The 24,584-nt window shown below is 61.1% G+C and carries 23 protein-coding genes; 6 read left to right on the forward strand and 17 right to left on the reverse strand.

Annotated elements, in window-relative coordinates; genetic code table 11:
• Positions 1 to 15: 15 nt before the first annotated feature.
• From hfq to RIN49_RS02210, 10 genes are all read right to left on the reverse strand, one after another.
• Positions 16 to 255 carry an RNA chaperone Hfq gene (gene hfq, locus RIN49_RS02165; protein ID WP_138193465.1) on the reverse strand — a complete coding sequence of 80 codons (240 nt, stop codon included), beginning with the start codon at positions 253 to 255 and terminating at the stop codon, positions 16 to 18.
• A gap of 11 nt (positions 256 to 266) precedes the next feature.
• Positions 267 to 1,238 carry a tRNA (adenosine(37)-N6)-dimethylallyltransferase MiaA gene (gene miaA / locus RIN49_RS02170; RefSeq protein WP_309118531.1) on the reverse strand — a complete coding sequence of 324 codons (972 nt, stop codon included), beginning with the start codon at positions 1,236 to 1,238 and terminating at the stop codon, positions 267 to 269.
• The gene (locus tag RIN49_RS02175; protein ID WP_309118532.1) at positions 1,235 to 2,020 is read right to left on the reverse strand and encodes a class I SAM-dependent methyltransferase; all 786 of its coding nucleotides are present in this window, start codon (positions 2,018 to 2,020) and stop codon (positions 1,235 to 1,237) included. The genes miaA and RIN49_RS02175 overlap by 4 nt, the downstream gene beginning before the upstream one ends.
• On the reverse strand, positions 2,020 to 4,026 hold the full coding sequence (gene mutL, locus RIN49_RS02180) for a DNA mismatch repair endonuclease MutL (protein WP_309118533.1): 2,007 nt from the start codon (positions 4,024 to 4,026) through the stop codon (positions 2,020 to 2,022). Before mutL ends, RIN49_RS02175 begins: the two co-directional genes overlap by 1 nt.
• Positions 4,019 to 5,473 carry a S41 family peptidase gene (locus tag RIN49_RS02185; RefSeq protein ID WP_309118534.1) on the reverse strand — a complete coding sequence of 485 codons (1,455 nt, stop codon included), beginning with the start codon at positions 5,471 to 5,473 and terminating at the stop codon, positions 4,019 to 4,021. The genes mutL and RIN49_RS02185 overlap by 8 nt, the downstream gene beginning before the upstream one ends.
• Before the next feature lie 36 nt (positions 5,474 to 5,509).
• Positions 5,510 to 8,167 (reverse strand): DNA mismatch repair protein MutS, encoded by a 2,658-nt coding sequence (gene mutS, locus RIN49_RS02190; protein ID WP_309118535.1) that lies wholly within the window; start codon positions 8,165 to 8,167, stop codon positions 5,510 to 5,512.
• Between the two features lie 68 nt (positions 8,168 to 8,235).
• A complete protein-coding gene (locus RIN49_RS02195; protein ID WP_309118536.1) occupies positions 8,236 to 9,693 on the reverse strand; it encodes a putative amidoligase domain-containing protein in 1,458 nt (485 codons plus the stop codon).
• Between the two features lie 147 nt (positions 9,694 to 9,840).
• Positions 9,841 to 10,407, reverse strand: coding sequence for an outer spore coat protein CotE (locus RIN49_RS02200; protein WP_309118537.1), 567 nt, complete (start codon positions 10,405 to 10,407; stop codon positions 9,841 to 9,843).
• 157 nt (positions 10,408 to 10,564) lie between these two features.
• Positions 10,565 to 10,660, reverse strand: coding sequence for a YjcZ family sporulation protein (locus RIN49_RS02205; RefSeq protein WP_309118538.1), 96 nt, complete (start codon positions 10,658 to 10,660; stop codon positions 10,565 to 10,567).
• A gap of 134 nt (positions 10,661 to 10,794) precedes the next feature.
• Positions 10,795 to 12,303: a carboxypeptidase M32 gene (locus RIN49_RS02210; protein ID WP_309118539.1), complete on the reverse strand. Its 1,509-nt coding sequence runs from the start codon at positions 12,301 to 12,303 to the stop codon at positions 10,795 to 10,797.
• Positions 12,304 to 12,383: 80 nt separating this feature from the next.
• Here RIN49_RS02210 and RIN49_RS02215 point away from each other — a divergent pair, with 80 nt between their 5' ends.
• The gene (locus RIN49_RS02215; protein ID WP_309118540.1) at positions 12,384 to 12,746 is read left to right on the forward strand and encodes an iron-sulfur cluster biosynthesis family protein; all 363 of its coding nucleotides are present in this window, start codon (positions 12,384 to 12,386) and stop codon (positions 12,744 to 12,746) included.
• Here RIN49_RS02215 and RIN49_RS02220 read toward each other — a convergent pair.
• Positions 12,697 to 13,221: a DUF309 domain-containing protein gene (locus RIN49_RS02220; protein ID WP_309118541.1), complete on the reverse strand. Its 525-nt coding sequence runs from the start codon at positions 13,219 to 13,221 to the stop codon at positions 12,697 to 12,699. The genes RIN49_RS02215 and RIN49_RS02220 overlap by 50 nt on opposite strands.
• Positions 13,222 to 13,348: 127 nt before the next feature.
• On the opposite strand from RIN49_RS02220, the gene RIN49_RS02225 reads away from it, so the two are divergent.
• From RIN49_RS02225 to RIN49_RS02235, 3 genes are all read left to right on the forward strand, one after another.
• Positions 13,349 to 13,789, forward strand: coding sequence for a hypothetical protein (locus RIN49_RS02225; RefSeq protein ID WP_309118542.1), 441 nt, complete (start codon positions 13,349 to 13,351; stop codon positions 13,787 to 13,789).
• Positions 13,789 to 14,064 (forward strand): DUF2653 family protein, encoded by a 276-nt coding sequence (locus RIN49_RS02230; protein WP_309118901.1) that lies wholly within the window; start codon positions 13,789 to 13,791, stop codon positions 14,062 to 14,064. Before RIN49_RS02225 ends, RIN49_RS02230 begins: the two co-directional genes overlap by 1 nt.
• A 161-nt stretch (positions 14,065 to 14,225) precedes the next feature.
• Positions 14,226 to 16,148, forward strand: coding sequence for a glycosyl hydrolase family 18 protein (locus tag RIN49_RS02235; protein WP_309118543.1), 1,923 nt, complete (start codon positions 14,226 to 14,228; stop codon positions 16,146 to 16,148).
• Positions 16,149 to 16,195: 47 nt separating this feature from the next.
• On the opposite strand, the gene RIN49_RS02240 is transcribed toward RIN49_RS02235, so the two are convergent.
• The 5 genes from RIN49_RS02240 to RIN49_RS02260 all read right to left on the reverse strand — a co-directional run bounded on the left by RIN49_RS02240 (position 16,196) and on the right by RIN49_RS02260 (position 22,172).
• Positions 16,196 to 17,104, reverse strand: coding sequence for a D-alanyl-D-alanine carboxypeptidase family protein (locus RIN49_RS02240; protein ID WP_309118544.1), 909 nt, complete (start codon positions 17,102 to 17,104; stop codon positions 16,196 to 16,198).
• 104 nt (positions 17,105 to 17,208) lie between these two features.
• Entirely contained in the window at positions 17,209 to 17,991 is a 783-nt protein-coding gene (locus tag RIN49_RS02245; RefSeq protein ID WP_309118545.1) for an SDR family NAD(P)-dependent oxidoreductase, read from the reverse strand.
• Between the two features lie 6 nt (positions 17,992 to 17,997).
• On the reverse strand, positions 17,998 to 18,477 hold the full coding sequence (locus RIN49_RS02250; protein ID WP_309118546.1) for a hypothetical protein: 480 nt from the start codon (positions 18,475 to 18,477) through the stop codon (positions 17,998 to 18,000).
• Positions 18,478 to 18,655: 178 nt separating this feature from the next.
• Positions 18,656 to 20,710 carry a thioredoxin domain-containing protein gene (locus RIN49_RS02255; RefSeq protein ID WP_309118547.1) on the reverse strand — a complete coding sequence of 685 codons (2,055 nt, stop codon included), beginning with the start codon at positions 20,708 to 20,710 and terminating at the stop codon, positions 18,656 to 18,658.
• Between the two features lie 91 nt (positions 20,711 to 20,801).
• Positions 20,802 to 22,172, reverse strand: a complete 1,371-nt coding sequence (locus RIN49_RS02260) for a cytochrome P450 (RefSeq protein WP_309118548.1) — start codon at positions 22,170 to 22,172, stop codon at positions 20,802 to 20,804.
• A gap of 150 nt (positions 22,173 to 22,322) precedes the next feature.
• On the opposite strand from RIN49_RS02260, the gene RIN49_RS02265 reads away from it, so the two are divergent.
• Together RIN49_RS02265 and RIN49_RS02270 are read left to right on the forward strand one after the other, a co-directional pair.
• Positions 22,323 to 22,976: a TetR/AcrR family transcriptional regulator gene (locus RIN49_RS02265; protein WP_309118549.1), complete on the forward strand. Its 654-nt coding sequence runs from the start codon at positions 22,323 to 22,325 to the stop codon at positions 22,974 to 22,976.
• 44 nt (positions 22,977 to 23,020) lie between these two features.
• Positions 23,021 to 23,527: a DUF3189 family protein gene (locus RIN49_RS02270; RefSeq protein ID WP_309118550.1), complete on the forward strand. Its 507-nt coding sequence runs from the start codon at positions 23,021 to 23,023 to the stop codon at positions 23,525 to 23,527.
• Positions 23,528 to 23,603: 76 nt separating this feature from the next.
• On the opposite strand, the gene RIN49_RS02275 is transcribed toward RIN49_RS02270, so the two are convergent.
• Complete coding sequence (locus RIN49_RS02275; RefSeq protein WP_309118551.1) at positions 23,604 to 24,524, reverse strand: NAD(P)-dependent alcohol dehydrogenase; 921 nt, start codon at positions 24,522 to 24,524, stop codon at positions 23,604 to 23,606.
• Positions 24,525 to 24,584: the final 60 nt, after the last annotated feature.

The following is a 24,584-nucleotide window of genomic DNA, read 5'->3' on the forward strand; positions in this document are numbered from 1 at the left end:
AAAGTTTCAAAAAGATTACGCGTCCGAATTCGTCTCGTACGCGAGCGACACGCTGCGTTGCGGCGTAAACGTCGAAATCGCGTGCTTGTACACCATCTGCTGACGGCCGTCGCTATCGATCACGATCGTGAAATTATCGAAGGCGCGAATGACGCCTCGGATCTGGAACCCGTTGGTCAAGTACACGGTGACCGGGATATTCTCCTTGCGAAGCGTGTTAAGGAACGTATCTTGAATGTTGATCGACTTGTTCATCATGAAGCCCCCTATGCCTCTGGCGAATGAAATGGATAGTCCGAAGTCGGAAACGTTGTGGCTATTATATCATTAATAGCATCTCTTTGGGTAATGAAATTTGCCGTATCCGTAACATCGACCCAATGAATTTGGGGCATCGCGCGAAACCAGCTGAGTTGGCGCTTGGCGAAGTGTCTCGTATTGCGCTTGAGCAAATACACCGCTCGATCGTACGAGATTTCCCCCGCCGCATAAGCCGCCATCTCCTTGTAGCCGATCGCCTGCATCGACGGGAGCGACCGATCGTAGCCGCAGCGCAGCAGCTCGCGCACTTCGCCCTCGAGGCCGTTCGCCAGCATCGCGTCCACGCGCTCTTCGATCCGATGGTACAAGAGCTCTCGATCCATCGTCAGTCCGATCATGCACAGCTCGTACGGAGACGTCTTCTCCCGCTTCTGCGCCTGCTCCGACATCGGCTTTCCCGTCGCGTCGTAGACCTCTAGCGCACGAACGAGCCGCTTGCGGTCGTTCGGGTGGATGCGCGCCGCCGAGACGGGATCGCGATCCTGCAGCAGCGCGTGCAGCGCTTCCGTGCCCTGGGCGTCCGCGACGTCGTTCCACTTCGCCCGAGCGTCCTCGTCGGCGATCGCCTCGGAGAATCGGTAATCGTACACGACGCTTTCGATGTAGAGTCCCGTCCCGCCGACGATGAACGGCAGTCGTCCGCGCGCGGCGATATCTTCGATGAGGGCGGCGGCGCGCGTTTGGAATTCCGCCACCGTGAACGGCTCGTCCGGCTGCAAGATATCGATCATATGATGCGGAACGGCCTGCCGCTCCTCCCAAGTCGCTTTCGCCGAGCCGATGTCCATCCCCTTATACACCTGAACGGAATCGCCGGAAATAATTTCGACGGGGAATCGAGTCCCCGCATGCAAGCTGAACGCCGTCTTGCCGACCGCCGTCGGGCCGACCAAGACGAGCAATGGCGTCTTTTTCAAATTCGTATCACTCCGTATGCGACCGGGGCGTTCGGCCTCGCTTCGACCGTGAAGCCGAACCGCCGCCACGCCTCCGCGTCGCCTCTCTCCTTCATAACGACCGTCTTCCTGGCTACCCTTCGCGCCTCCTCGATCGCCTCGCCCGTCACCGGCGCGTCGTTCGCGAAGGCGCGCAGCGGCGCGATGCCCGTGGACGTACGGACCGGGTCGCCGAACATCGGATCGAAATACACGACGTCGACGCTGCGGTCGGGCAGCGAACGGAGGTATGCCAAGTGGTCCGCGTGCTGCGGCTCCACCCGGCGCATCGCCTCGTCGAACGCCGGCCATCCGGTCTCGTGCGAGCGAAGCCCTTGCGAGACGATATAATGCAGCGGCAGCTGGCTCTCCACGGCGACGACCCGGCTGTCCGGGCCGCCCGCGTAGCTGAACAGGATCGCGTCCGAGCCGAGTCCGGCCGTGCAGTCGACGATCGCGTCGCCCGGCTCGAGTCGACATGCGTCCAGCATCGCGTCGCGCTCGCCGGCGGCAAGCCGTTTGGCCCGGACGAGACTCATGCCGGGGTGGAAGAAGAACGGCTTCCCGCCCTGCTCCGGATGCCACTCCAGCGTGTTCGGGCCAAGGACGACGACCGACGACCCCGGATATCGATCCTGAAGCTTTCGGACCGAAGCTCCGCCTCGGGGGGCGTACCGCCCGCCGAGACGTTGCGCGGCCGCCCGTCCTTTCGCTTCGATGTCGGCGGAGGGCTTGTACGTCGTCGTCACGATGACGGCGCGCATTACATCACCCGCTTGAATAGTTTTTCGAGATCCCGCTTCGTAAAGCTTACAACGATCGGGCGGCCGTGCGGGCACGTGAACGGGTTCTTGCAGGCGGCGAGGCGCGCGAGCAGCGACTCGAGCGCCGGTATCGACTGCGATTGGTTCGCCTTAATGGACGCTTTGCAGGAGCACATGATCGCCGACGCCTCGCGAATTTTCGCGACGTCGGGGCTGCGCTCGTTCAGCACCCACTGCGTCATCTCTTCGATGAGCGACGCCTCTTCGCCGTTCGGGAACCAGCTCGGATGGGACCGCACTTTAAATGTATTCCCTCCGAACGGCTCCAGATAAACCCCGACGCTCTCGAGCAGAGGCAATCGATCGCGCAGCGTCTGCGCTTCCGAAGACGTGAACTCGATCGTATGCGAGAACAACGTCAGCTGGCTGACCGCTTCCACGCTGCCGAACTTTTGGTAGAACCTCTCGTAATTGATACGCTCGTGCGCCGCGTGTTGATCGACGAGGAACAGACCGTCTTCGTTTTGCGCGACGATATACGTACCGTGCAGCTGCCCGATCGGGTACAGATGCGGAAACCGCGGTCCTTCCTCCTCGATCGAATCCGCCGGCGCGGTCGCGTCCAGCGACGCGGCGTCCCGCTCCTCCGGCTCGGCTTCCGCCGCGGGCGGCGGCGATGGCGCCGGGGACGGCGCCATCGCCCGGAGCAGCCGCTCCGCGTCGCGCGGCTCCCACTGGCGCGCCGGCGCGGCCGGCATCGGCGCCGGAGAGCCGCCTCCCGACGCGCCGTACGTCCCCGCCGGCTTGCCGTACGGCGCCGCCGGCCGAGGCGCCGACCCGCTCTGCGGAGCCGGCTTGAACGCCGGCGGCGGCGCGGACGCCCCCGGCGAGGATGACCCCGGCGCGACCGCCGGACGCGCGTCGTACAGCCGCAGCGTCTCCTGCACCGCCTGCGGCTGCGACCCGGCCGGCGGCAGGACGCGGCGCTCCCGTCCCGCCATGCCGCTCGGAATGAGCGTTTCCCGCTGCAGCGCCGCTCGGACCGCCCGCTGTACCGCCTCCATGAGCTCCGCGTCTTTGCTGAAGCGCACCTCGAGCTTCGCCGGGTGGACGTTCACGTCGACGAGCGTCGGCTCCATCTCGAGCCGCACGATCGCGAGCGGGTACCGGTTGATCGGCAGCAGCGTGTGGAATCCGGCCAGGATCGCCTGCGCTACCTGGAAGTTGCGCACGTATCTGCCGTTCACGACGACCGTGATGCCGTTCCGATTCGAGCGGGTCACGTCCGGACGGGCGATCCAACCGGAAATTTTATAATCCGGCGTCTCCGCTTCGACCGGGATCATTCGCTTCGCCGTGGCGGTCCCGTACACGGCGGCGGCCGCCTGCTGCAGATCGCCGTTCCCGGACGTGTCGAGCAGCTGCGTGCCGTTATGCTCGAGCCGGAAGGCGATATCCGGCCGCGACAGCGCCAGGCGGTACATATAATCCGTAATATGGCCGAGTTCGGTTTGGACCGTCTTCATATACTTCAGTCGCGCCGGCGTATTGTAGAACAAATCCTTCACCCGGAAGTCGGTCCCGCGCGGGGCGGCCGCCTCCTCGAACGCAAGCTTCGCGCCGCCCTCGATGACGATGCGCCGCGCGACGCCGTCGTCGCCGGCGCCGGACAGCACCTCGACGCGCGAGACGGCCGCGATGCTCGGCAACGCTTCGCCTCGGAAGCCGAGGCTCTTGATCGCGAACAAATCTTTGCCTGTTCGAATCTTGCTCGTCGCATGCCGCTCGAACGCAAGCTCGAGATCGTCCGGCTCGATGCCGGACCCGTCGTCCACGACGCGGATGAACTTGACGCCGCCTTCCTCCGCCGTCACGTCGATCGTCCGGCTGCCCGCGTCGATCGCGTTCTCCACGAGCTCCTTCACGACGGACGACGGCCGCTCGACGACTTCGCCCGCGGCGATCTGGTTCGCGAGATGATCGTCCAACAATCGAATCTTACCCATGGTCGCTCCACTCCAATACGACGCTGCTTCTCGACGACTTCGCCGATGCGTTCGGGAACGCTTTGGCGAAGGCGCCGATGTCGATATAGCCGGTTCCGTCCTTCAAGAGAAGTCCCGAACCCGCGGCGAACGACGCCGTTCGTCCTCCCCCGTCGATCGTCACCGCGCTCGTCGCGCCGTCCCACTTCGCTTCGCCGCCGGACAACGCCGCGAGCGCTTGCGACGGGACGTAGACGCGTCCGCCTTCGCGAACGACGTTCACGATCGTAGCGAACGTCGCGCCGTTGACGACCGTCTCGTACGACCGCAGCTCCGCGCGCAACTTCGCGACGCCGACCTCGCGCAGCGCCGTCGCCGTCGCGTCGAGCGGATGCGTCGCCGCCGCATCCGGCGTAATGCCTACCCCGTTGACCGGGTTCATCTTCGGCGTCAAATAATGCTCGATCGTCACCTTCAGCCCGCCGCCGCCTTGCAGCTCGATCAGCTGCTGGACGCTCCCCTTGCCGAACGTCTTCGCGCCGACGATCGTAGCGACGCCGTAATCCTGCATCGCGCCGACGAACACTTCGGACGCGCTTGCGCTGTTGCCATCCACAAGCACCGCTACCGGAAGCCCGACTTTGCCGCCGCCTTCGATCTCGACGGCGACTTCCACGCCGTTCCGATCGATCGTGTGGAGCAGCGGACCTTCCTCGATGAAAAACGACGCGACGCTTCGCGCCGCATCCAAGTACCCGCCCGGATTGCCGCGTACGTCGACGACGATCGCCGTTAGCGACGGTTCGTTCGCGAACGTCCACATCGCATCGCCGAATCGAGCCGCCGTATCGCCCGAGAACGAATCGATCCTGATATACCCGACGCCACCGTCCATCAGCTCATGGTTCACCGATGGAATGTGGAACGCCCGCCGCGTGACGACGACCGTCTTCTTCTTGCGGCTCGCCCCGTCAAGGACGTCCAGCTTCGCCTCGGTGCCCTCGAGCCCGAGCAGATCGTTCGTGATCTCTTCCAACGGATGGGACTTCACCGCCTTGCCGCCGACGGCGACGACGACGTCGCCCGCGCGCAGCCCCGCATCTTCCGCGGCCGAATCCGCGTACACGCGTAAGATTCTAAGTCCTTCGTCGGTCTGCGCATATTGGATGCCGAGGCCGACCATCACTTGCTCGTAGGCGTCGTGCAGCGACTTCCACATCGCTTCGTCGTAATAAGCCGTATACGGATCGTTCAGCTCGTCCAGCATGCCCCGAATGGCCGCGTCCCGCAGCGCCTCACCGGACGTTCCCGAGACATGAAGCTCCTCGATATATCCGAACACTTCGTTCAGCTGTTCCGCGGGCGTCGCCGCCCCGGCGACCGCCGGCAGCGGCAGCGTCAGCGCCGCCGCCAACGCCGCGAGCCTCGTCCATCGTCTCCATGTCCCCGTTCTGTGCAGCTTCTTCATCTGTCTCTCTCCCGCTTCGTCCCGATTGGGGTAGTCTTACGATAACGTCTTCTTCTTCAGCTCGAACAGAAAGTTCATCGCCTCGATCGGCGTCATGTTCAATACGTCGGCCTGCTTCACCAGCTCCACCAGCTCGTCCGCCCGCGGATCTCGCTTCGGCACCGGAGGCGCGGCGTTCCAATCGGCGAACATGTCGAGCTGTTCGATGCCTCCGCCCGCGGCGCTTCCGCGGCGCTGAGGCTTCCCCCCGCCCGCGGCGGCCCCGACGGCGGCGGGCGCGGCCGCCCGCGCCTCGGCGGTCGCCTCGAACTCGTGCAGCAGCGCATACGCCCGGTCGATGACCGAGTCCGGCAGCCCGGCGAGCTGCGCGCAGTAGATGCCGTACGACGTATCGGCCGCGCCCGACACGAGCTTGCGCAGGAACGTCACCTGCCCGCCGCTCTCCTTCACCGCCATGCACGCGTTGGACAAATAGCGGAGCGAACCTTCTAGATGCGCCAGCTCGTGATAGTGCGTCGAGACGAGCGTCTTGCAGCCGACGTTCTCGTGCAGATGCTCGATGACCGCTTGCGCGATCGCCATCCCTTCGCCCGTCGACGTGCCGCGGCCGAGCTCGTCGATCACGACGAGGCTCTTCTCGGTCGCCTTCGCGATCATCGTCTGGATATCCTGCATCTCGACCATGAACGTGCTCTGTCCGCCGGCGAGATCGTCCGCCGCGCCGATCCGGGTGAACACGCGGTCGACGATCGGCACGCGCGCCCGCTTCGCCGGCACGAACGAACCGATCTGCGCCATGATCGAGATGAGCGCGACCTGCCGCATATACGTGCTCTTCCCCGCCATATTCGGCCCGGTGATGAGCAGCGCCCGCGTCTCGTCCATCGTCAGCCGCGTATCGTTCGCGATGAACGTGCCGCTCGTCAGCACCGACTCCACGACCGGATGACGGCCCGACTCGATGTCCAGGTCGAACCCTTCGTGTACGTCGGGCCGCACGTACCGGTTCGCCGCGGCGACGCTCGCGAGCGACTGAATCGCGTCGAGCGAGGCGAGCCGCTCCGCGAGACGCTGCAGACGCGGAATTTCCGCCGCGATCCTCTCTCTCAATTGTTGGAAAATGCCGTATTCGAGGTCGACCATCTTCTCCTCGGCTTCCAAAATGAGCGCTTCCTTCTCCTTCAGCTCCGGCGTGACGTACCGCTCCGCGGCGGCGAGCGTCTGCTTGCGCTCATAGCGCCCTTCGGGCACCATGCCGAGATTCGCCCGCGTCACCTCGATATAATAGCCGAACACCTTGTTGTATCCGATTTTCAAAGAACGAATGCCGGTCGCTTCGCGCTCCGCCTGCTCCAGCTCCGCGATCCACCGTTTGCCGCTCTTGCTCGCCTCGCGCAGCTTGTCCAAGTGCGCGTCGCAGCCGTCGCGGATGAGCCCGCCTTCGCGGGTCGACGCCGGCGGCTCCGGATGGACGGCGGCTTCGATCCAACCGCGAATGTCCGCGCCGTCGTCCGGATCGCCCGAGATCGCGCCGAGCAGCTCCGATCCCGAGCCCCGGCTCAGCTCCATGAGCTCCGGTACGACGGCGAGCGTCGCGGCGAGCGCGTTCAGATCTCGCGCGTTGGCCGAGCCGTACGCGATGCGGCCGGACAGCCGCTCGAGATCGTAGACGCGCTTCAATAATTCGCGCATGTCCTCGCGCAGCAGCAGGTTTTTCTGCAGCGCTTCGACCGCGTCGAGACGCTGGCGAATCGCGCCCGCGCTCATGAGCGGCTTGTCCAGCCAGCGGCGCAGCAGCCTCGCCCCCATGCTCGTCGCCGTCTTGTCCAGCATCTCGAGCAGCGAGCCTTTCCTTCCGCGATCCCGCACCGTCTCGGTCAGCTCGAGATTTTTCCTCGTGAACGAATCTAGCGTCATGTAAATGCTAGGCTCATAGACGCGCACCTCGTGCAGATGGCCGAGCGATCGCTTCTGCGTTTCGGTCAAATACTGCAGCAGCAGCGCCGCCGCGGACCGATGCGCGCCATCGAGCCCGTCCAGCCGAAGCGCCGGGAACCGTTCCGTCAGCCACGCGCCGTCGTCGCCCGCGACGTGCTGCCGCTCCGTGTAGACGACGTGCTTGAGCCGCCCTTCCAGCGTCTCCTTCAGCCGGTCCGACACGTACGGCGGACAGACGACCTCCGTGACCGCGTACACGGCCAGCTCGTCCGCCGCGTCCGGCGCGCTTTCCGTCGCGACCGCGTACAATTCGCCCGTCGTCAGATCGCAGGCGGCGATCGCCCACCGGCCGGAACGCTCGACGACCGCGGCCAAATAATTGTTGGCGCGCTCCGAAAGCGTCTTGCCGTCCATGACGGTGCCCGGCGTGACGACGCGGACGATCTCCCGCCGCACGACGCCCTTCGCCTCGGCCGGATCCTCGACCTGCTCGCAGATCGCGACTTTATAGCCCTTCTCTATCAATCTAGCGATATAATTCTCCGCGGAATGATAGGGTACGCCGCACATCGGGATGCGGTCTTCCTCCGCTCCCGCGCCGCGGCTCGTCAGCGTAATCTCGAGCTCCCGAGCCGCCAGTACCGCGTCTTCGAAAAACATTTCATAGAAATCGCCGAGGCGGAAAAACAAAAAGGCGTCCTGCGCCTGCGCCTTGACGGACAAATACTGCTCCATCATGGGAGTGATCTTAGCCATGAACGTCAACGTCCTTCGTAGGTTATGTATCCGTTCATTATACCATGATCGCTCGCCGGGCGCAGAGGCTAAACGCGGTACGGCGGAATTTTCCACGCGGGTCTTACGTCTTGCCGTTCGTTCCAGGGCTCGGCTCGTGCGACGCGCCGCTTCAGTCCGTCGAGCGCCTTCGCGTACCGGGCGTAGCCCGCCGTACGCTCGAGCTCGCTCCAACGCGCGAGCGCCGCCGGCAGCAGCGTCTCCTTGTCGCCGGCGTAGTACGCCGCTTGCAGCTCCGGCCGTGCGAGCGGACGCTCCCGCAGCTCGCGGACATGCTCGCAGACGACCTTCGCGAGGGAGATGACTCCGAGCGCGACGGCCGGCGAGACGATCCACGAGGGGAGCGTCCGGTATTCGAAGCCGCCGTGGAATTGGCGGCGGAAATCGCCAAGCGCGCCATACCGAGGCCGCCGCCGCTTCGTGGGTTCGTCCTCGAGCAGCGCGAGCGGCAGCGCCATGTAGTTGTCCATGGCGCGCAGCAGATCGGCGTTGAGGGCAACGCCGCTAACATGGATATGCCCGCCGAGCGGAAGGCCCGGCGCGGGCATCCCTCCCGCCAGCCATTCAAGGCTGGCGTCGTCTATCCGCGACGCGGCAAGCCGCATCGCGGCGTACAAGTTGCGGAGCAGCTCCCGCGGCTCGGCCGCAGGGGAGGGGCGCAGTTCCGCAAGCGGATAAACGATTTTATCGCCGATGCGCACGCTGTCGCAGCCGACGCGGCCCCTGCGTTCGAAATAACGCGAGGCCGACACGATTTTCCCTTCGGGTCCGGGCTTCTTCAGCACGAACTCCGGATCCATGCCGAGCAGCAGCGTTCCGCCGCCTTCGCCGGCGCGAGCGGCAGCGTCCTCGGCTTCCTGCAGCCGGTTGACGGCGGACGCGAACAACGGCGCGAACTCGCCGCTAGCTACGAGCGGCGAGGCGTCGACCGATACGACGTACGCCGCCCCGTCTTCTCCCGTGCGGACGCGAACGACGCCGTAATCGAGTCCGAGCGCGTACACCGCGCGTACGGCCGCGTGCTCCGCGCGTCGCTGCGCGGTCGGACGCGGCGCCTCCGCGGAAGCCGCCTCGCGCGGCTCCGAGGACGGCGGACGGCGGAGCGTCCCCGCGGCGAGCATCGGGCCGCCGACCGCGCCGGCCGCGAACGAACCGAGCGCCTCCAACCCGAACACCGGGACGACGAACGTCCGATAGATCGAGCCGCGAACGTCCTTCCCGGGCGGCAACGTGCGGATGCCGTGCCGCCGCAAGTCTTCCGCCGCGCGCCGCGCGTCCGACGCCCGCCGGACGGCCGAGGCAGGCTGCATCGGGCTTCCGACGCCTCCGGGCAGACGGATCGGCTTCGCGTCGCCGCGGAAAGATACGACCGTCCAAGCGGATCGGCCGTCATCCGGTCGCGGCGGCGCCGTGCCCGCCGGCACCTGCAATCGCCCCAGGAAGCGAGACAGCTCCGGCTGTCCCGCGTGAAGCACAAACACGCCCATGCTCCTCTTCGCCTCCTGCGGCATAAAGATTTTTTTCCCTTCGGAAAAACAAAGAGGGCTACCGCCCTCTCCCCTTACACCCGGCTGACATACGATGTGGTAAGTACGGGAAGATCCCCCAAGGAATCGGGCAGCGGCACCCTTTTGTTAATTCAGGTCGTCGTCGTCCAGCAGATCGGCGTCAAGGTCGTCGAGATCGTCGTCTCCACCGGCGAAATCCACGGCCTTCTCGCCCCAATCGTCGCAACCGTTCTGGCACACGACGACGCATACCTTCGTCTCCGCGATCATCTCCACCTCGAACTCGCGCTCGACGCGAATGACGACGCTCGTGCCTTTGGACGATACGCTCGCTTCGACGCAGTTCGGTTCCTGCGTCGCTTCCGCGTATACTTCCTCCGTCGACGCGCGATGTTTCGGATCCACGTTGGAGAGCGGAACCAGCTCTACATAGGACACCGTCTCTTTCGCTACGTCGGTCTTCGAGTTGCGGTCGTACGAATACCAAATGTTGATATCATAAGTTCCCACAACCTCAATGCCGTCGCCGGATCGAACCGCTTCATACTGGTGGTTGATGATCCATGCCCCCAAAATGCTCGTGGGAAGGTTTGGCGGAGTCACGGTATGAGTCACTTGAGAGAACTTACGACCTTTGCCGCAGACCGCTTTCGTGATGATCTCACGGCACTGCAAATCGTTATCTGCAACCATCTTACAACCTCCTCCATACAATCATTCAATTTCAATTGTATGCAGGACATTCGTCTATTGTGATAACTTCTTTTATTTTGTTTTTCCAAGCCCTCCTCGCGGAGGCCGCATCGCTATGTAAACCGAGGGCGGAGCCCCCGGCGTCTTGCGTTCTTTATTAGTAGAGCAACGTCCTGGAGATGATCACGAGCAGAATGTAGAGAACCAAAATCGCGCCGACCGACGTGAACACGCCGCCGTTGACTGCCGTCATTCCGACGTCCCCCTTTCGCTTGAGATTTGTACATCATACGGCGGTCGGGGTCGTCTCGGGTGTGCGAATGCCCGGGTCGGCGAAAGTTGGGCGGCGGACAAAAAAAAAGGCGCCCCGAAAGGCGCCCCGCGAACCTACAACTTATAAATGTCCGAATACTTCGCTTCCAAATACGTCGTCAAGTACGTCGGGTCGAGCTCCGCGCCGGCGACGTTGCGGATCACCTCGGACGGCGTCAGCAAGCGGCCGTGACGATAAATCTTGTCCGTCAGCCACGCTTTGATCGGCTCGAAGTCGCCGGCGGCGACAAGAGCGTCGAACGACGGCAGCGCCTTCCGCATCGCGTCCATCATCTGCGCCGCGTACATATTGCCGAGCGCGTACGACGGGAAGTACCCGAAGCCGCCGCCGGACCAATGCACGTCCTGCAGCACGCCCAGCTCGTCGTTCGGCGGTTCGATGCCGAGGTATTCCTTGTACTTCGCGTTCCACGCCGCAGGCAAGTCGGCCACTTGCAGCTGGTCGTTCATGAGCTGCTTCTCGAGCTCGTAACGAATCATGATGTGCAGATTGTACGTCAGCTCGTCGGCTTCCGTCCGAATGAGCGACGCCTTCACCTCGTTGACCGCGCGGTAGAAGTCGTCCAGCGGCACGTCGGAGAGCTCCGGCGTCATTCGTTGGAAGTCCGCGTAATAACGTTCCCAGAACGGACGGCTGCGGCCGATCATATTTTCCCACAAGCGGGATTGCGACTCGTGGATGCCCATCGACGTGCCCGTGCACAGGTTCGTGCCGATGAGGTCCGGCGAAATATTTTGCTCGTACAGCGCATGCCCGCCTTCGTGAATCGTGGAGAACAGCGAGTTTTGGAAGTCGTCCTCGATATATCGCGTCGTGACGCGCACGTCGCCGGGATTGAGGCCCGTCGCGAACGGATGCGTCGTCGGATCGAGCCGCCCGGCCGCGAAGTCGTAACCGATTTCCTTCAGAATGAATTCGCTGAACGCCCGCTGCGTCTCCATCGGCACCTTGCGGGACATGAACGACGTGTTGACCGGCGGCTTCGACGCGACCGCCGCGACGAGCGGCACCAGCTTCTCCCGAAGCGCGCCGAAGACGGCGTCGAGCTTCTTCACCGTCATGCCGGGCTCGTAGGCGTCAAGCAGCGTGTCGTATTTATTTTCCTCGTAGCCCCACAGCTCGATGAAACGCTTCTGGTAGTCGACGACCTGCTCCAAGTACGGACGAAACGTAGCGAAGTCGTTGTTCGGCTTGCACTCTTCCCATACGGATTCCGCTTGGGAGGCGAGCACCACGTACTTCTGATACAAGTCCGCCGGAATTTTCTTCGATCGATCGTATTCCTTCTTGCTCTCCGTTACGCTGCGCTTCAGCATCGGGCTGAGCGATTCGAACGCCGACGGCGCCGACAGCGCGTCGAGCAATTCGCCCATCCGCTCCGACGTGCTCAGCTTGAACAGATCCGTCGACAGCACGCCGATCGTCTCGGAGCGCGTGTTGAGCCCCTTGCGCGGGGCGCCCGTCCGCATGTCCCAATAGAGCACGCCGAGCGCCTCTTCGTAGCTTTTCATCTTCTTCATGAGCTCCAAATATTGTTGCACTTGCCGCTCATCCGCCGCCATGCTTCATCCGCTCCTTCTTTAACCTTCGTTCAAATGATACAATAAGGAAAATACGGAACGCAACGAAAGGACTGCCTGCTATGTACATTCACTTGACCGACGCGGCCGCCGAGCGGCTCGCTTCTTACGATCTCGCCGAGGGCGAGCGATTCCGCCTCGTCTACGACGCGGAAGGCTGCGGCTGCGCCGTCAGCGGCGTCGTGGCGCTCTGGTTGACGAACGCCCCCGAGAGCGACGAACGGGAAGCGGAGACGAATGCGGAACAGGTATCGATCGCGTACCTCCGGCGCCACGAAGTGTTCTTCGAGGATCGCCTGCGTCTCGACTACAATCCGGAGCGCCGCGCCTTCCGTTTATCGTCGAACGGACAAATTTACGGCAACGGCATCGACGTCATCGACCGGCGCGGCGCGCTTCGTACGCCTGCCGACGCGCCTCGATAACGCTAGATCGGTCTCGCCGCGCATGCCGATGGAGGAGCTCCGGGTCCTCCATCCGGCTCGGATCGCCCCACTTCGCGCCGAGCGCCTCGCATGCCGCCCGCGCCTCGGCTTCCAGCGCCGCGTCCGCGACCGGCAGGTCGACGTCCTTGTAAGGCTCGCCCGATCGCGCCGCGCGAAGCGTCTCCGTCAGCCGCTCGAGCCACAGCTCCGCGTCGATGCCGAGCGCGCGCAGCCGCTCCGGCGAACTCCGCCGCAGCGAGCCTTCGAACGACTTGACCGCGCCCGCCGTATTTCCCCTGCGATAATGATACATTCCGACCGCCGCCTGAATGAGACCGACCCACTCGCCGCGGTACGGCGAATCCGGGTGCTCCTTCCAATATTCCTCCAGCAGCTCATGGCATTCGAAGAAATCCCGATCTCCCTGATAATGCGCCAAAAACCGCACGTACGCTTCCGGATATGCCGAACGCATCGCCATTCCCCTTTCCGACAGAAAGCTTCCTTCGCATTATAACAAATATTTAGCATAAGGATTGAAACCGCGGCCCACATTAATCGTAATATGTCGTACATGCCCAGAAGAGGAGACAGAATCATTTATGTGGAAGAAGATCGCAACGTTATTTTTCGCCTTTACGTTACTGTTCGCCGCGACCGCGCCGATGTTCGCCGACACCGCGGACGCGAAGCCGCGATACCGGTCGCCGTCCCGCTCGTACACGCCGGACGCGCCGGCGCAGTCGCCGAATCGCACCGACAACATCAATAACGGCACGACGAATCGAGCCGGAACGACGACGCCGGGCGCAACGACCGGCAGAACCGGCGGCATGTTCGGCGGCGGCGGCTTGATGCGCGGCCTCATGCTCGGCGGTCTCGCCGGTCTCATGTTCGGCGGCCTGCTCAGCGGGCTCGGCGCCTTCGGCAGCATTCTCGGGTTGCTCGTGAACGTGCTCGCGATCGTCGTCGCGATCGCGCTCGTTCGCAAGCTCTTCCAGGCGTTCTCCAACCGGAACCGTCCGCGGGGCGATTATCGGTGATGACGCTGTCCGAAGCGGAGCTGGTCAACGCGCTGTGCCTCCATATGGCCGAGCGCAAGGGCATTCGCCCGGAGAACGTTCGCGTCGAATTGATCTACGACGACGAGCTCGGCTTCTCGGCCGAGCTTACCGTCGAGGGCCGCGACATCGTCTGGATCGAAGCGAATATGGCCGAAGCCGTGTCGCGTTACGTTCATAAGCAGTACGGCAAGCAAGCTTACCGCGACGACATCTCGTTCCGGCTCGCGGATGAAATCGTCGTCGACGTCAAGTAAATCAACCTGGGCATGAAACCGCCTGCGCGACGAGCGCATCGGCGGTTTCTTCATGTTCGCGCGAATGGATAAATGAGGCACCGCAACAATCCGGCCCTTCCTCTCGTAATAGAGTAAGAGATTTATAGAATCGCTTACCATGGGAGGAGACACGTCGCGGCATGAAATGGAAATCTACGGCGTCCGCCGTGCTGGCTTGCGCCATGCTCGTCGGCGCGATGGCGCCGGCGAACGCCTTGGCGGCCGGGGACCGTACTTCGAAGTATCGAGTCTATCAGAACGCGAGCGCATTGAAGGAGTTTTCCGACAAAAATCAAGCTATGCTGTACGCCAAGAGCTTCAAGAACGCGTACGTCGAACAGATCGGCACGCGCGCATGGGTCTGGAACAACTACCCGTCGTTCAAGGTGTACCAGAAGGACAAGAGCAAGCCGGAATGGGAATTCGCTACGCTCGAGTCGGCGATCGCGGAAGCGAAGAAGTGGGCGAACGCCTCCGTTCGCAAGGTAGACGGCGGCGGCTGGGTATGGGACAACTATCCCGATCACCCCGGGTACACGCTCTACCAGGGCGAGAACACGCTGCCGAACTGGACGTTCGCGACGCTCGATCAAGCGAAGGCCGAGGCGAAGAAGTGGGCCAACGCGCATATTATCGATCTAGCGTCGAACAAGTGGGTTTGGGACAACCTCTCGGCCGAACGGAAGACGGCGCTGCGCGCCGGTCCGGACGCGTACCGCGTCTATCAAGGCGCCAAGACGATAGAAGGATGGACGTTCGCCTACTTGGAGGATGCCGTGAACGAGTCGCTGAAGTGGGCGAACTCCACGGTCGTCGCCATCGGCAAAGGCAAGACCGTCTTCTCCAACGCGCATGCGTACGTCGTCCATCAGAACGGCGCGAAGAAAGCGTCCTTCCCGAGCCTCGCGGCGGCGTTGAACGCCGCTTCGAAGCTGAGCGAAGCGTCGATCGAATGGGACGGGAAGTGGATTTGGTCTAATGAGGGCTATTACGCCGTGCTGCAATCCGGCAAGAAGCTGAAGTCGTTCGGAGCGCCCGCGGCGGCCGCCGCCTTCGCGAACGGGTACGCGAACGCCGAAGTCGTGACGCTCGACGGCGTTCGCGTGTGGGATAACCTGAAGGAGCTCATGTACTTAGGCTGGAACGGCACGTCGAACCATTCGACGATCGTCGGCCATGTGAGCAATACGCAAGGGCTGGACATCGATTCTCCGACCTGGTTCACGCTGCAGGACGCCAAGGGGACGCTGAGGGACGAATCGAACCCGGAGACGGTAACGTGGCTGAAGACGCAAGGCGTCGAAGTGCATCCGCTCGTGCATAATCAGTTCGATTCGAAGCTGACGTCGGCATTCCTTGCGGACGCGAACGCGCAGAAGTCGTTCATCGCCTCGTTGGTGAACCGCTTGGTCGCGATCGGAGCGGACGGCCTCAACCTCGATTTCGAGAGCATGGCCGGGTCGGATCGCGACCGGTACACCGCCTTCGTGAAAGCGTTGAGCGAAGCCGCTCGCGCCGCGGGGCTGACGGTGTCCATCGACCTGCCGCGAGGCAGCGCCGCTTGGAATCATCTGACCGCCTTCGATCACGAGAAGCTGCACCAGTACGTCGATTATATCGCCATTATGACTTACGATCAGTTTTACAGCGGCAGCGATTCGCCGGGTCCGGTAGCCGGCATGAGCTGGACCGAGCAAGGCGTGGAGGAATTCCTCAGCTATGGCGTTCCGCGATCCAAGCTGCTGCTCGGGGTGCCGTATTACATCCGGGTCTGGGAAGTGGACGCCGCCGGCAAGCTAGTGTCGAACCGCGCCGTCTGGATGAAGGACATCGAGAAATCGCTCGAAGGCGCTCAGGTCACGAGAACCGAAGACGCGAGATACGGCCTGGAGAAGGTCGAATACGCGAAGGACGGCAAACGGTACGTGTTCTGGATGGAGAACGTCGCGACGATCCTGGAGCGCGTCGACATCGCGAAGAAGCACGATCTCGCCGGCGTCGCGGCTTGGCGCCTCGGCTACGAGCCGGCCGAGCTGTGGACCGAGCTGCTCCGCGCGAAGTAAACGATCGAACGGAAAACCGCTTCCCGGGGTTATGCGGGAAGCGGTTTTTACGTTGAAAAGCCATAAGCCATCAATCGAAGGGTGTCCGTCCATACGTCGGTTTCCGTCGATTGGAGCACGACGGATATCAATAGCTTTCCATCGCGCTCGGCGGAGGCGACGAGGCAGTACCCCGCGTCGGACGTAAAACCCGTCTTGATTCCGTTCGCACCTTGGAGATAAAACGCCCCGTCCTCGTCCAACAGCTTGTTTCGATTGCCGAACCACGCATCGCCCGCCTCGCTTCGATACGACTTCGCGGCGACGATGTCCCGGAACGCCGGATCGTTCATCGCCTCTCTTGCGATCAGCGCCAGGTCGCTCGCCGTCGAATAATGATCGGGGTCGTGCAGCCCGTGCGGGTTCGTGAAATGCGTGCCGCGCGCGCCGAGCCGTTCCGCCTCCGCATTCATGAGCGCCGCGAATCGCTCGTACCAATTCGGGACGGGTCCCCCCTCCGTCTTTTCGACGACGTATTTCGCTACGACTCTCGCCGCGTCGTTCCCGGACGGCAGCATCAGGCCGGATAACGCGTCGCGAAGCGTCAACGCTTGTCCCTCCGTCAGCCCGGCCGTGCTTTCGTCGGGCGCCTCCGGCCGCGCCTCTTCTCCGATGACGATCGCTTCGTCCAACTCGCCGTATTTGAGCGCGAGCAAGGCGGTCATGATCTTCGTCGTGCTGGCGGGGTACATGCGCCGATCCGCCTGCTTCGCGAACAACGCGGCGCCGCTGTCCGCGTCGATGACCGTCGCGGCGCTTCCCGCGATCGCGATCGCAGGGATCGCAGTCCCCGCGAATGTTTCCTTCGCCTCATCCAATATTCTCTCGACCTTCGCATCGAGATCCTCCGTGCCGACGACCGCCAATACGGCCGCCGCCGACAAGAGCGCCGCGAGACGCCTGCCCCTGCGATTCAAGAAACTTCCTCCTTATCGGTTCGCCAACGATTGCTGTTCCTTCATCATATACGACGCGGCTCTCGCTTCCGATAAGATAAGCTGAAGAATTCCTAAATACTTTCTTAAGGTTTCTTGAAAACGAGAGCCGCCGACGTTCGCATCCAGCTCCTCGGCAACACGCGCGTCAAGGCGAACAATACTTTGTTCAGTCCGCCGCTGACTCGAATCGCCTTCTTCTCCTGAAGCGCCCGGTATCCATCCCTAGCAACGGCAGCAGGATCCAAAGCGATAGTGTCCAATAAGGCTGCCAATGGTTGTAGATTCGCCTTTTCCAAAAAATTCGTCTTCGTAAATCCGGGGCACAACGCCGTAACCGAGATGTCGCCATGACCCCTAAGCTCGCTGTTCAAGGCTTCGGAGAAAGAGGACACGTACGCCTTCGTCGCCGCATACACGCTCATCATCGGCGTGGGGAGGAAGGAAGAGATGGACCCGACGTTCAAAATTCTTCCGTATCGATCCTCGACCATATCTTTGGCGTACAAATATGTTAATTCCGTAACGGCCGCCGCGTTGAGCCGGATCATTCGAAGCTGCTGCTGCAGAGGGCTCTGGTGGAAAGGTCCGTACCATCCGATGCCCGCATTGTTTACGAGCACATGAACCCGGATGTTTCGCCTTGTCGTTTTCTCATACACCTCCGAAGGGGACAACGGCTTCGTCAAATCCTTATCTATAATCGTAATGTCGATTTCCGGAGCGGTCAGTTCGGAACGGATTTCCTCCAATCTCGCCCGATCTCTGGCGACCAAAATTAAATTGCATCGGTTCGCGGCGAATCGTTTCGCCAGCTCGTATCCGATCCCGCCGGTCGCTCCCGTGATCAGCACATTGCGGTGTATCATATTCGCTTACTCCTTCCGCGGCCCTTTGTAGCCGAACAGGATCAGAACGCCGATGACCGTAAGGAGCGCAAGGAAGAGGAGCAGCGAAGCAGGCAGGACCATCCAAGCGATGGCGAACCAAGCGAACAACAAGGCGAGCGGGCTTGTCGCTCGAAGCGACTTATACAGGATTGCTGCGAAACCCGAGCGGGTCAGCGGGGTCGCTTCGATCAGCAGCAGCAGCGGGTTGCAGATCGTTCCGAAGAGGAGCGGAATCGCGACGTAGGCGGGAAATGGCGTTCCCGATGCGAATTCCAGCACGTATACGAACGCGGCGGCGAACGCTTGCGTGAAGAAATCCAGATGGGCCGATTTCAGCTTCCGGGGGTTCGTGAAGATGCTCGTCCACGAAGGGGAGTTCTGATAATGCACCGCCGCGAGCGGAAGCGATAAAACCAGGCCGATCATAAAGGAAAGCAGACCCCATTGCAACAATTGAATATTCATGTGTTTCCTCCCGAGAGATTGGATTCGTTCGTCTTGACCTCATCCTATCACCGGCGCCGCGTCCGCAACGCGCAAATTATGGAGGAACGCTCCGCAAAAGATTGCGCGATCCACGCAAAACGTATCGCTTCACCGCCAAACCAAAAACGCCGACCCGTAAGGATCGACGTTCCCGAATTTATTCGTTATCCGGCTTCAGCGCCGCCTTCAACGCTTCCGCCGACGTTACCGGCGCTTGGCATGCGTAATTTTCGCAGACGTACGCGGCGGCGGCGCCGTTCACCGGCGTCTTGTCGGCGAGATGCGCAAGCGCGTCGTCCCGCAGCAGCACGACCGCATCCGGCAGGAACGCCGATCGCACCGCTCGAAGCATCGCCTCCGTCTCGGCGTCCCCTCGCGCCCCCGCGATGACGATCTCTCGCGGTTTGCCATACGCGAGCGACAACCCCATGAGCATCATCGCATGTCCCGTCGGGTACTGCTGGACCGCCCCCGCGAACGCCGCGAAGATCCGCTCCGCATACCCGGCCAGCCGCTGTTCTCCCGTAAGACGCGCCAATCGCAGCAGGTTGTTCGCCATCACCGAATTGCCCGCCGGAATCGCGCCGTCGTACACTTCTTTCATCCGGGTGAACAGCTGCTCCGCATCGGAGCCGTAGAAGTAGAAGCCGCCGTCTTCCTCGTCCCAGAACAACCGAACGGCGTCCTGCGTCAGCTCGGACGCTACTCGCAGCAGCTCGGGATCGAACGTCGCTTGGTACAGCTCGATCAGCCCCCAGGTCAAAAACGCATAATCGTCGATATATCCCGGGAATGCGGAATCCCCGTCGCGATAGCGCGCGAGCAGCCGGCCTTCGGGCGTCCGCAGCTTCTCCAGAACGAAGCGAGCCGCCGACGTCGCCGCTTCGGCGTACTCCGGCCGGTCGAAGGCGGCGGCGGCCTTCGCGAGCGAAGCGATCATCAAGCCGTTCCACGACGTCAGCACCTTATCGTCCTTCTCCGGATGGACGCGCTCCTCGCGGCGGAGGAACAGCTTGTGGCGCAGCCGATCGGCCCGATCGACGAACGCCGCCTCCTCCGTCCCGCTCCGCGCCGCTTGCGACTCGAGCGACCCGTGCAGCAAATTCGGAATGCTGCGTCCTTCGAAGTTGCCTTCCGCGGTAATGCCGTAGACGTCGCAAAACCATTCGCCGTCGTCCTCGCCTAATACGTCGCGCACCTCGTCAGGCGTCCAGACGGTAAACTTGCCCTCTACCCCTTCGGCATCGGCGTCTTCCGCGGAGTAGAATCCTCCGCCCGGCTCCTTCATATCTCGCAGGACGTACGCGTATACGAGTTCCGCGATTTCTCGATATTTCGCTTTGCCGGTCAGCTGATACGCTTCCGTGTACGCCATGCCGAGCAGCGCGTTGTCGTACAGCATCTTCTCGAAGTGCGGCACGAGCCATTCCCGGTCGGTCGAATATCGCGCGAAGCCGAAGCCGACATGATCGAACAGACCTCCGCGGTACATGGCGTCGAGCGTTTTCTCGGCCATATGCAGCGCGTCGTCCTCCCCGGTCGAAGCGTAATACCGCAGCAGGAACATCAGGTTATGCGGCGTCGGAAATTTCGGCGCCTGGCCGAAACCGCCGTACTCGCCGTCGAACAGCTGCTTGTACATGACGAACGATTCGTCCAGCGACGACTCCGTGACTTCGCCCTTCAGGTTCGAGATCATCCGGCGAGCCGTCTGATCGGCGACCGTCTCCCCGGCGTCGATGACGAGCTGCGCGTTTTCTTTCCACTTTTCCGCGATTTGCTCCAGAATGTCGACCAATCCGTTCCGGCCGAATCGCTTCCGCTTCGGGAAGTACGTGCCCGCGAAAAACGGTTTCTTGTCCGGCGTCATGACGATCGTCAGCGGCCAACCGCCTTGCCCGGTCATCGCCTGGCAGACGGTCATGTAGAGGTTGTCCACGTCGGGACGTTCCTCGCGGTCCACCTTGATCGAGACGAATTCGCGGTTCAACAGCGCCGCCGCCTCGTCGTCCTCGAACGACTCGCGCTCCATAACGTGGCACCAATGGCAAGTCGAATAACCGATGGATAAGAAAATGGGCTTTTTTTCTTGTTTCGCTTTCTCGAAAGCCTCGTCCGACCAGGGGAACCATTCGACCGGATTGTATTGATGCTGCAGCAAATACGGCGACTTTTCCTGCGCTAATCGATTCGGTTTCTTGTTCGTCGTCATGGGGCACCGCCTTCTTGTGCAGAGTTTGATGGGGTTGGGAAAATCTTTCATTTATTGTACCCCAACCTGGCGAGAAACCCTAATCCGATCCCTATTCGATCATCCGATCGATGGTGCCCCGCACCGGTACCCGTTCGAACCTCCCGTCCTGCCGGCCGATGCGCATCGGCATCCCGTGAACGGGACGCATCATCAGATTCGGACTGATTCTTGCATCGCGGACAACCGAGAACCGATACCGCTGAAGGAGGACGGCAAGGACGATCTTGAGCTCCTGCATGGCGAAATGCCAACCGATACACATGTGAGGTCCCGCGCTGAACGGCAAATATTCGAACGCAGTCGGTTTGATCGTCTCCCAACGCTGCGGCTTGAACCGGTTCGGCTCTTCGTACAGCTCCGGTAGACGATGCGTGACGAGCTGGCTGAAAAAGACGTTCGTACGCTCCGGAAGGGAATATCCGCCCAAGTCGCAAGGAGCGGCGGTGACCCGGGTACCGATACTGGCCGGGGGCAACAGACGCAAGCTCTCTTTGATCGCGCCGTCAAGCAGCGGTAGTCGACTCAACTGCTCCAACGTCGGCGGGCTGCCGCTCAGGACGACGTTCAACTCTTCTATAACGCTCGAATACATATCCGGGTGCTGGATGAGTAAATAAATCGCCCAAGTCAAGGCGTTGGCCGTCGTTTCGTGCCCGGCGACGTAGAGCGAGAACGTATGGCCGATCAGCTCTTCGTCCGTTAATGTGGCGCCGTCCTCGTCATGCGCTCGAATCAATGCGGCAAGCACATCGGTTTTATCCGGTTCGCGCCGTTTCTCTTGAAGCATGAAACGAATTTGCGCATGGAGCTGTTCCGCAATTCGCAAAGCGCGATGGTAAGGAGTAAAGGGAAGATTGACGGGCGCGAGGGTGACAAGCAAGAGAGATCGCGTCATTCGGTTGATCAGCGTCCCCATCCGATCCATCCCTTCCTCGTCCTGCACGCCGAATAGCGTCTTTACGGCGATCCGCTGCGTCAGCTTTTTCATTTCGACGTTCAAGTCGATGTCCGTCCTCCCCCTCCATTCGTCGGCCAAGCGATGGGTGATCGTCGCCATATCGTGGCCGTACTTTCCGATTTGGTCATGTTGAAAGGCCGGCTGCATCAGACGACGATGCTGTCTATGTTTGTCGCCGGACATGAGCAATAGGTTGTTGTAGAACAATTCCCCCATTTCCGTGTCTTTAGGGATCTTGACCAATGCCGTACTGACTTCGAAAAAATCCGGATTCGATAAAATTTGACGATTCATCTCGGGACCGAAGGCGAACACAGTCGAAGGTTTGTCGCCTTGACCAAGGGCGGAAAGCGTGCCGTACGTTTCATACAGCCATCGCTGGAATGCGAACGGACTACGGAAGAAACGGAACATGTTCCATCTCCAGCCTACGATGGAATGGGGACCAGGTATGCGGTTCATGAGCACACATCCTTTTTATGTTTTGTAATTATATAGTTCATTAAATTCATTTTATAACTACAACAATCCTAGCGCAACATGATTTTGTAACGGCTGGATTGAAACGTTACAAAACATTCGGTATAGTACTTCTTGAGGTGGGCGTAGTATATGAACGGTTATCGATTGCGGACGGAAAAGAAGAAAGAGCAAATTATGCGGGCAACCTTCGACTTGATCAGCAAATTCGGGATCGAAAAAACGAGTATCGCGGAAATCGCCAAGCTGGCCAACGTTTCTCCCGTTTCGATCTATAATTATTTCGGTAGCAAGGAAGAGCTTGTTCGGATGACGCTGATCGATCTTATGAATCAATCGATGAACAAGTATGAGGAATTGTTGGAGAAAGCGATCCCTTTTCAAGAGAAACTGGAATTGTTTCTGCGCGGCCGGGGCGAAATGGCGGAGCGGATGAGCATGGATCTCGTTCAGATCGGCAGCGAACCGGCGGTTCGCGAATATATCGAGGCGTTTTACAAGGAGCGGACGATTCCTTTTTTCAAGAAATTGATCCAAATCGGTAAGCAAGAAGGCTGTATCGACCCGAATCTTTCCATAGACGCGGTATTATTTTATATTCAAATGTTTAAAGAAGCGCTCGCTCGGCCAGGATTTATCGCACAATCGAGCCCTACGCTGCTTCAAGATATCGATCGTCTCTTTTACTATGGATTGATCGGAAGAACGGGTACCGGCAGCGATGATGCAATAGCCGAAACCGAACTTCGTCGTCGAGAGTATGGGCGGAGCGAAGAAAGAAAATAATACTCAAGAATTTTTTGGATGGATGCTTATCGAGGGGCGGTTCCATGATATACATCTATAATGACTTCGGCGGTACCCATACGACCGTGTTGGCCGCGGCGTATCATTTGAAGAAATTAACCCCGACGCGGGCGCCGACCGATCGCGAAATCCTTACGACGCATAACTTCAACAAGCTTGTGTACGCGGATCGCGGGAAACTGTTTTTCCACGGGATCGACGACGAAGGGAACCCGGTTTACACGATGGGACGGGGCAAGTCCAAGATCTTAATTCCAGGGGCCGTAAATCTGTTGTCGATGCTGATGGAGGAACACAAATTGCGCGAAAAGATCGTCCTGTCCAACACCTCTCCGACGGTGCCGCTCCCCATGACCTTGGGAGGGATGCTTTCCCGTTGGTTGAAAATCGACGCGATCGGCGTCCCGTTATTGCTCTATGGGGCAAAGATCGCGTACCGCGATATCGTCAACCTCGTGGACCATACGAAATCCGCAGCCAAACAATCCTCTTCCCAGTTGCTCGTACTGGACAACAAGCGGTTCACGTAGGAACGCGGACCCGGAGCCCGGATGGTCCCTCTCCGACCCCAGGCTCCTTCCTATACGTAAAATACGGTTCGTTCCGTTATGCATCATCCGCGACGTCTATGACGACGTTGCCCTTCTTGCGTCCGGTCTCGACGTATCGATGCGCCTCTGGAATTTGCGCGAGCGGGTACCGTCGGTCGATGACGGCGCGGAGCTTCCCCGCCTCGTACAAATCTTTAAGGAATTGTAAATCCGCCTGACTCACTTTGGCGATCCCCTGACCGTCGACCGTCGTATAGTTCCCGCCCGGCGCCAACGCGTTCGTCGTCTCCGATTTCACCAGCTTCCCGACGGCGTCCAGTACGAGATCGTACCGCTTCCCGCCGGCGGTTATCGGCTCTTTCGCATAGTCGACGACGTCGTCCGCTCCCAGCGACTTCACGAAGTCCGCATTCGCCGCGCTGCACGCCGCGGTCACTTCCGCTCCGAAATGCTTCGCGAGCTGCACCGCGGACGTGCCCACCGACCCGGACGCTCCGTAGATCAGCACCCGTTGTCCGCTGCGAATGCCGCCCTTCCGAAGAAAATACAGCGCTGACGTGCCTCCGAACGGTATGGCGGCGGCCTCCCCGTAGGTCGCGTTCGACGGCATGCGCGCAACCGTCGCATGTTCCGGGATCGTGGCGTATTCGGCATATCCGCCGAACTTCATCCCGGTTAACGCGAAGATTCGGTCTCCCTTCTTAAACCGCTTCACCCGATTCCCTACATCTACGACCTCCCCGGCCAATTCCACCCCCAGTACGGCATTTCTCGGTTTGCTAATCCCCAAGACGATTCGCATCGGAAGCCAGAACAAGACCGGACTGACGAAGCCCCGGACGCGCAAATCCCCGGACGCCACGGTCGTCGCATGAACCTTAACCAAGATTTCGTTGCCTTTCGGAACGGGTTTCTCCACCTCTGCAAGCTTCAAGACGTCCGGACCTCCATACTTCGTGCACACTACCGCTTTCATAGCTTTCCTCCCAGACCGCGTGTTTCGAGTAGTATATCGCCCGGACGGTATGTATATATA

The sequence above is a fragment of the Paenibacillus sp. genome (genome assembly GCF_031177825.1).
In the GTDB taxonomy this organism is placed as follows: Bacteria; Bacillota; Bacilli; order Paenibacillales; family YIM-B00363; genus Paenibacillus_AE.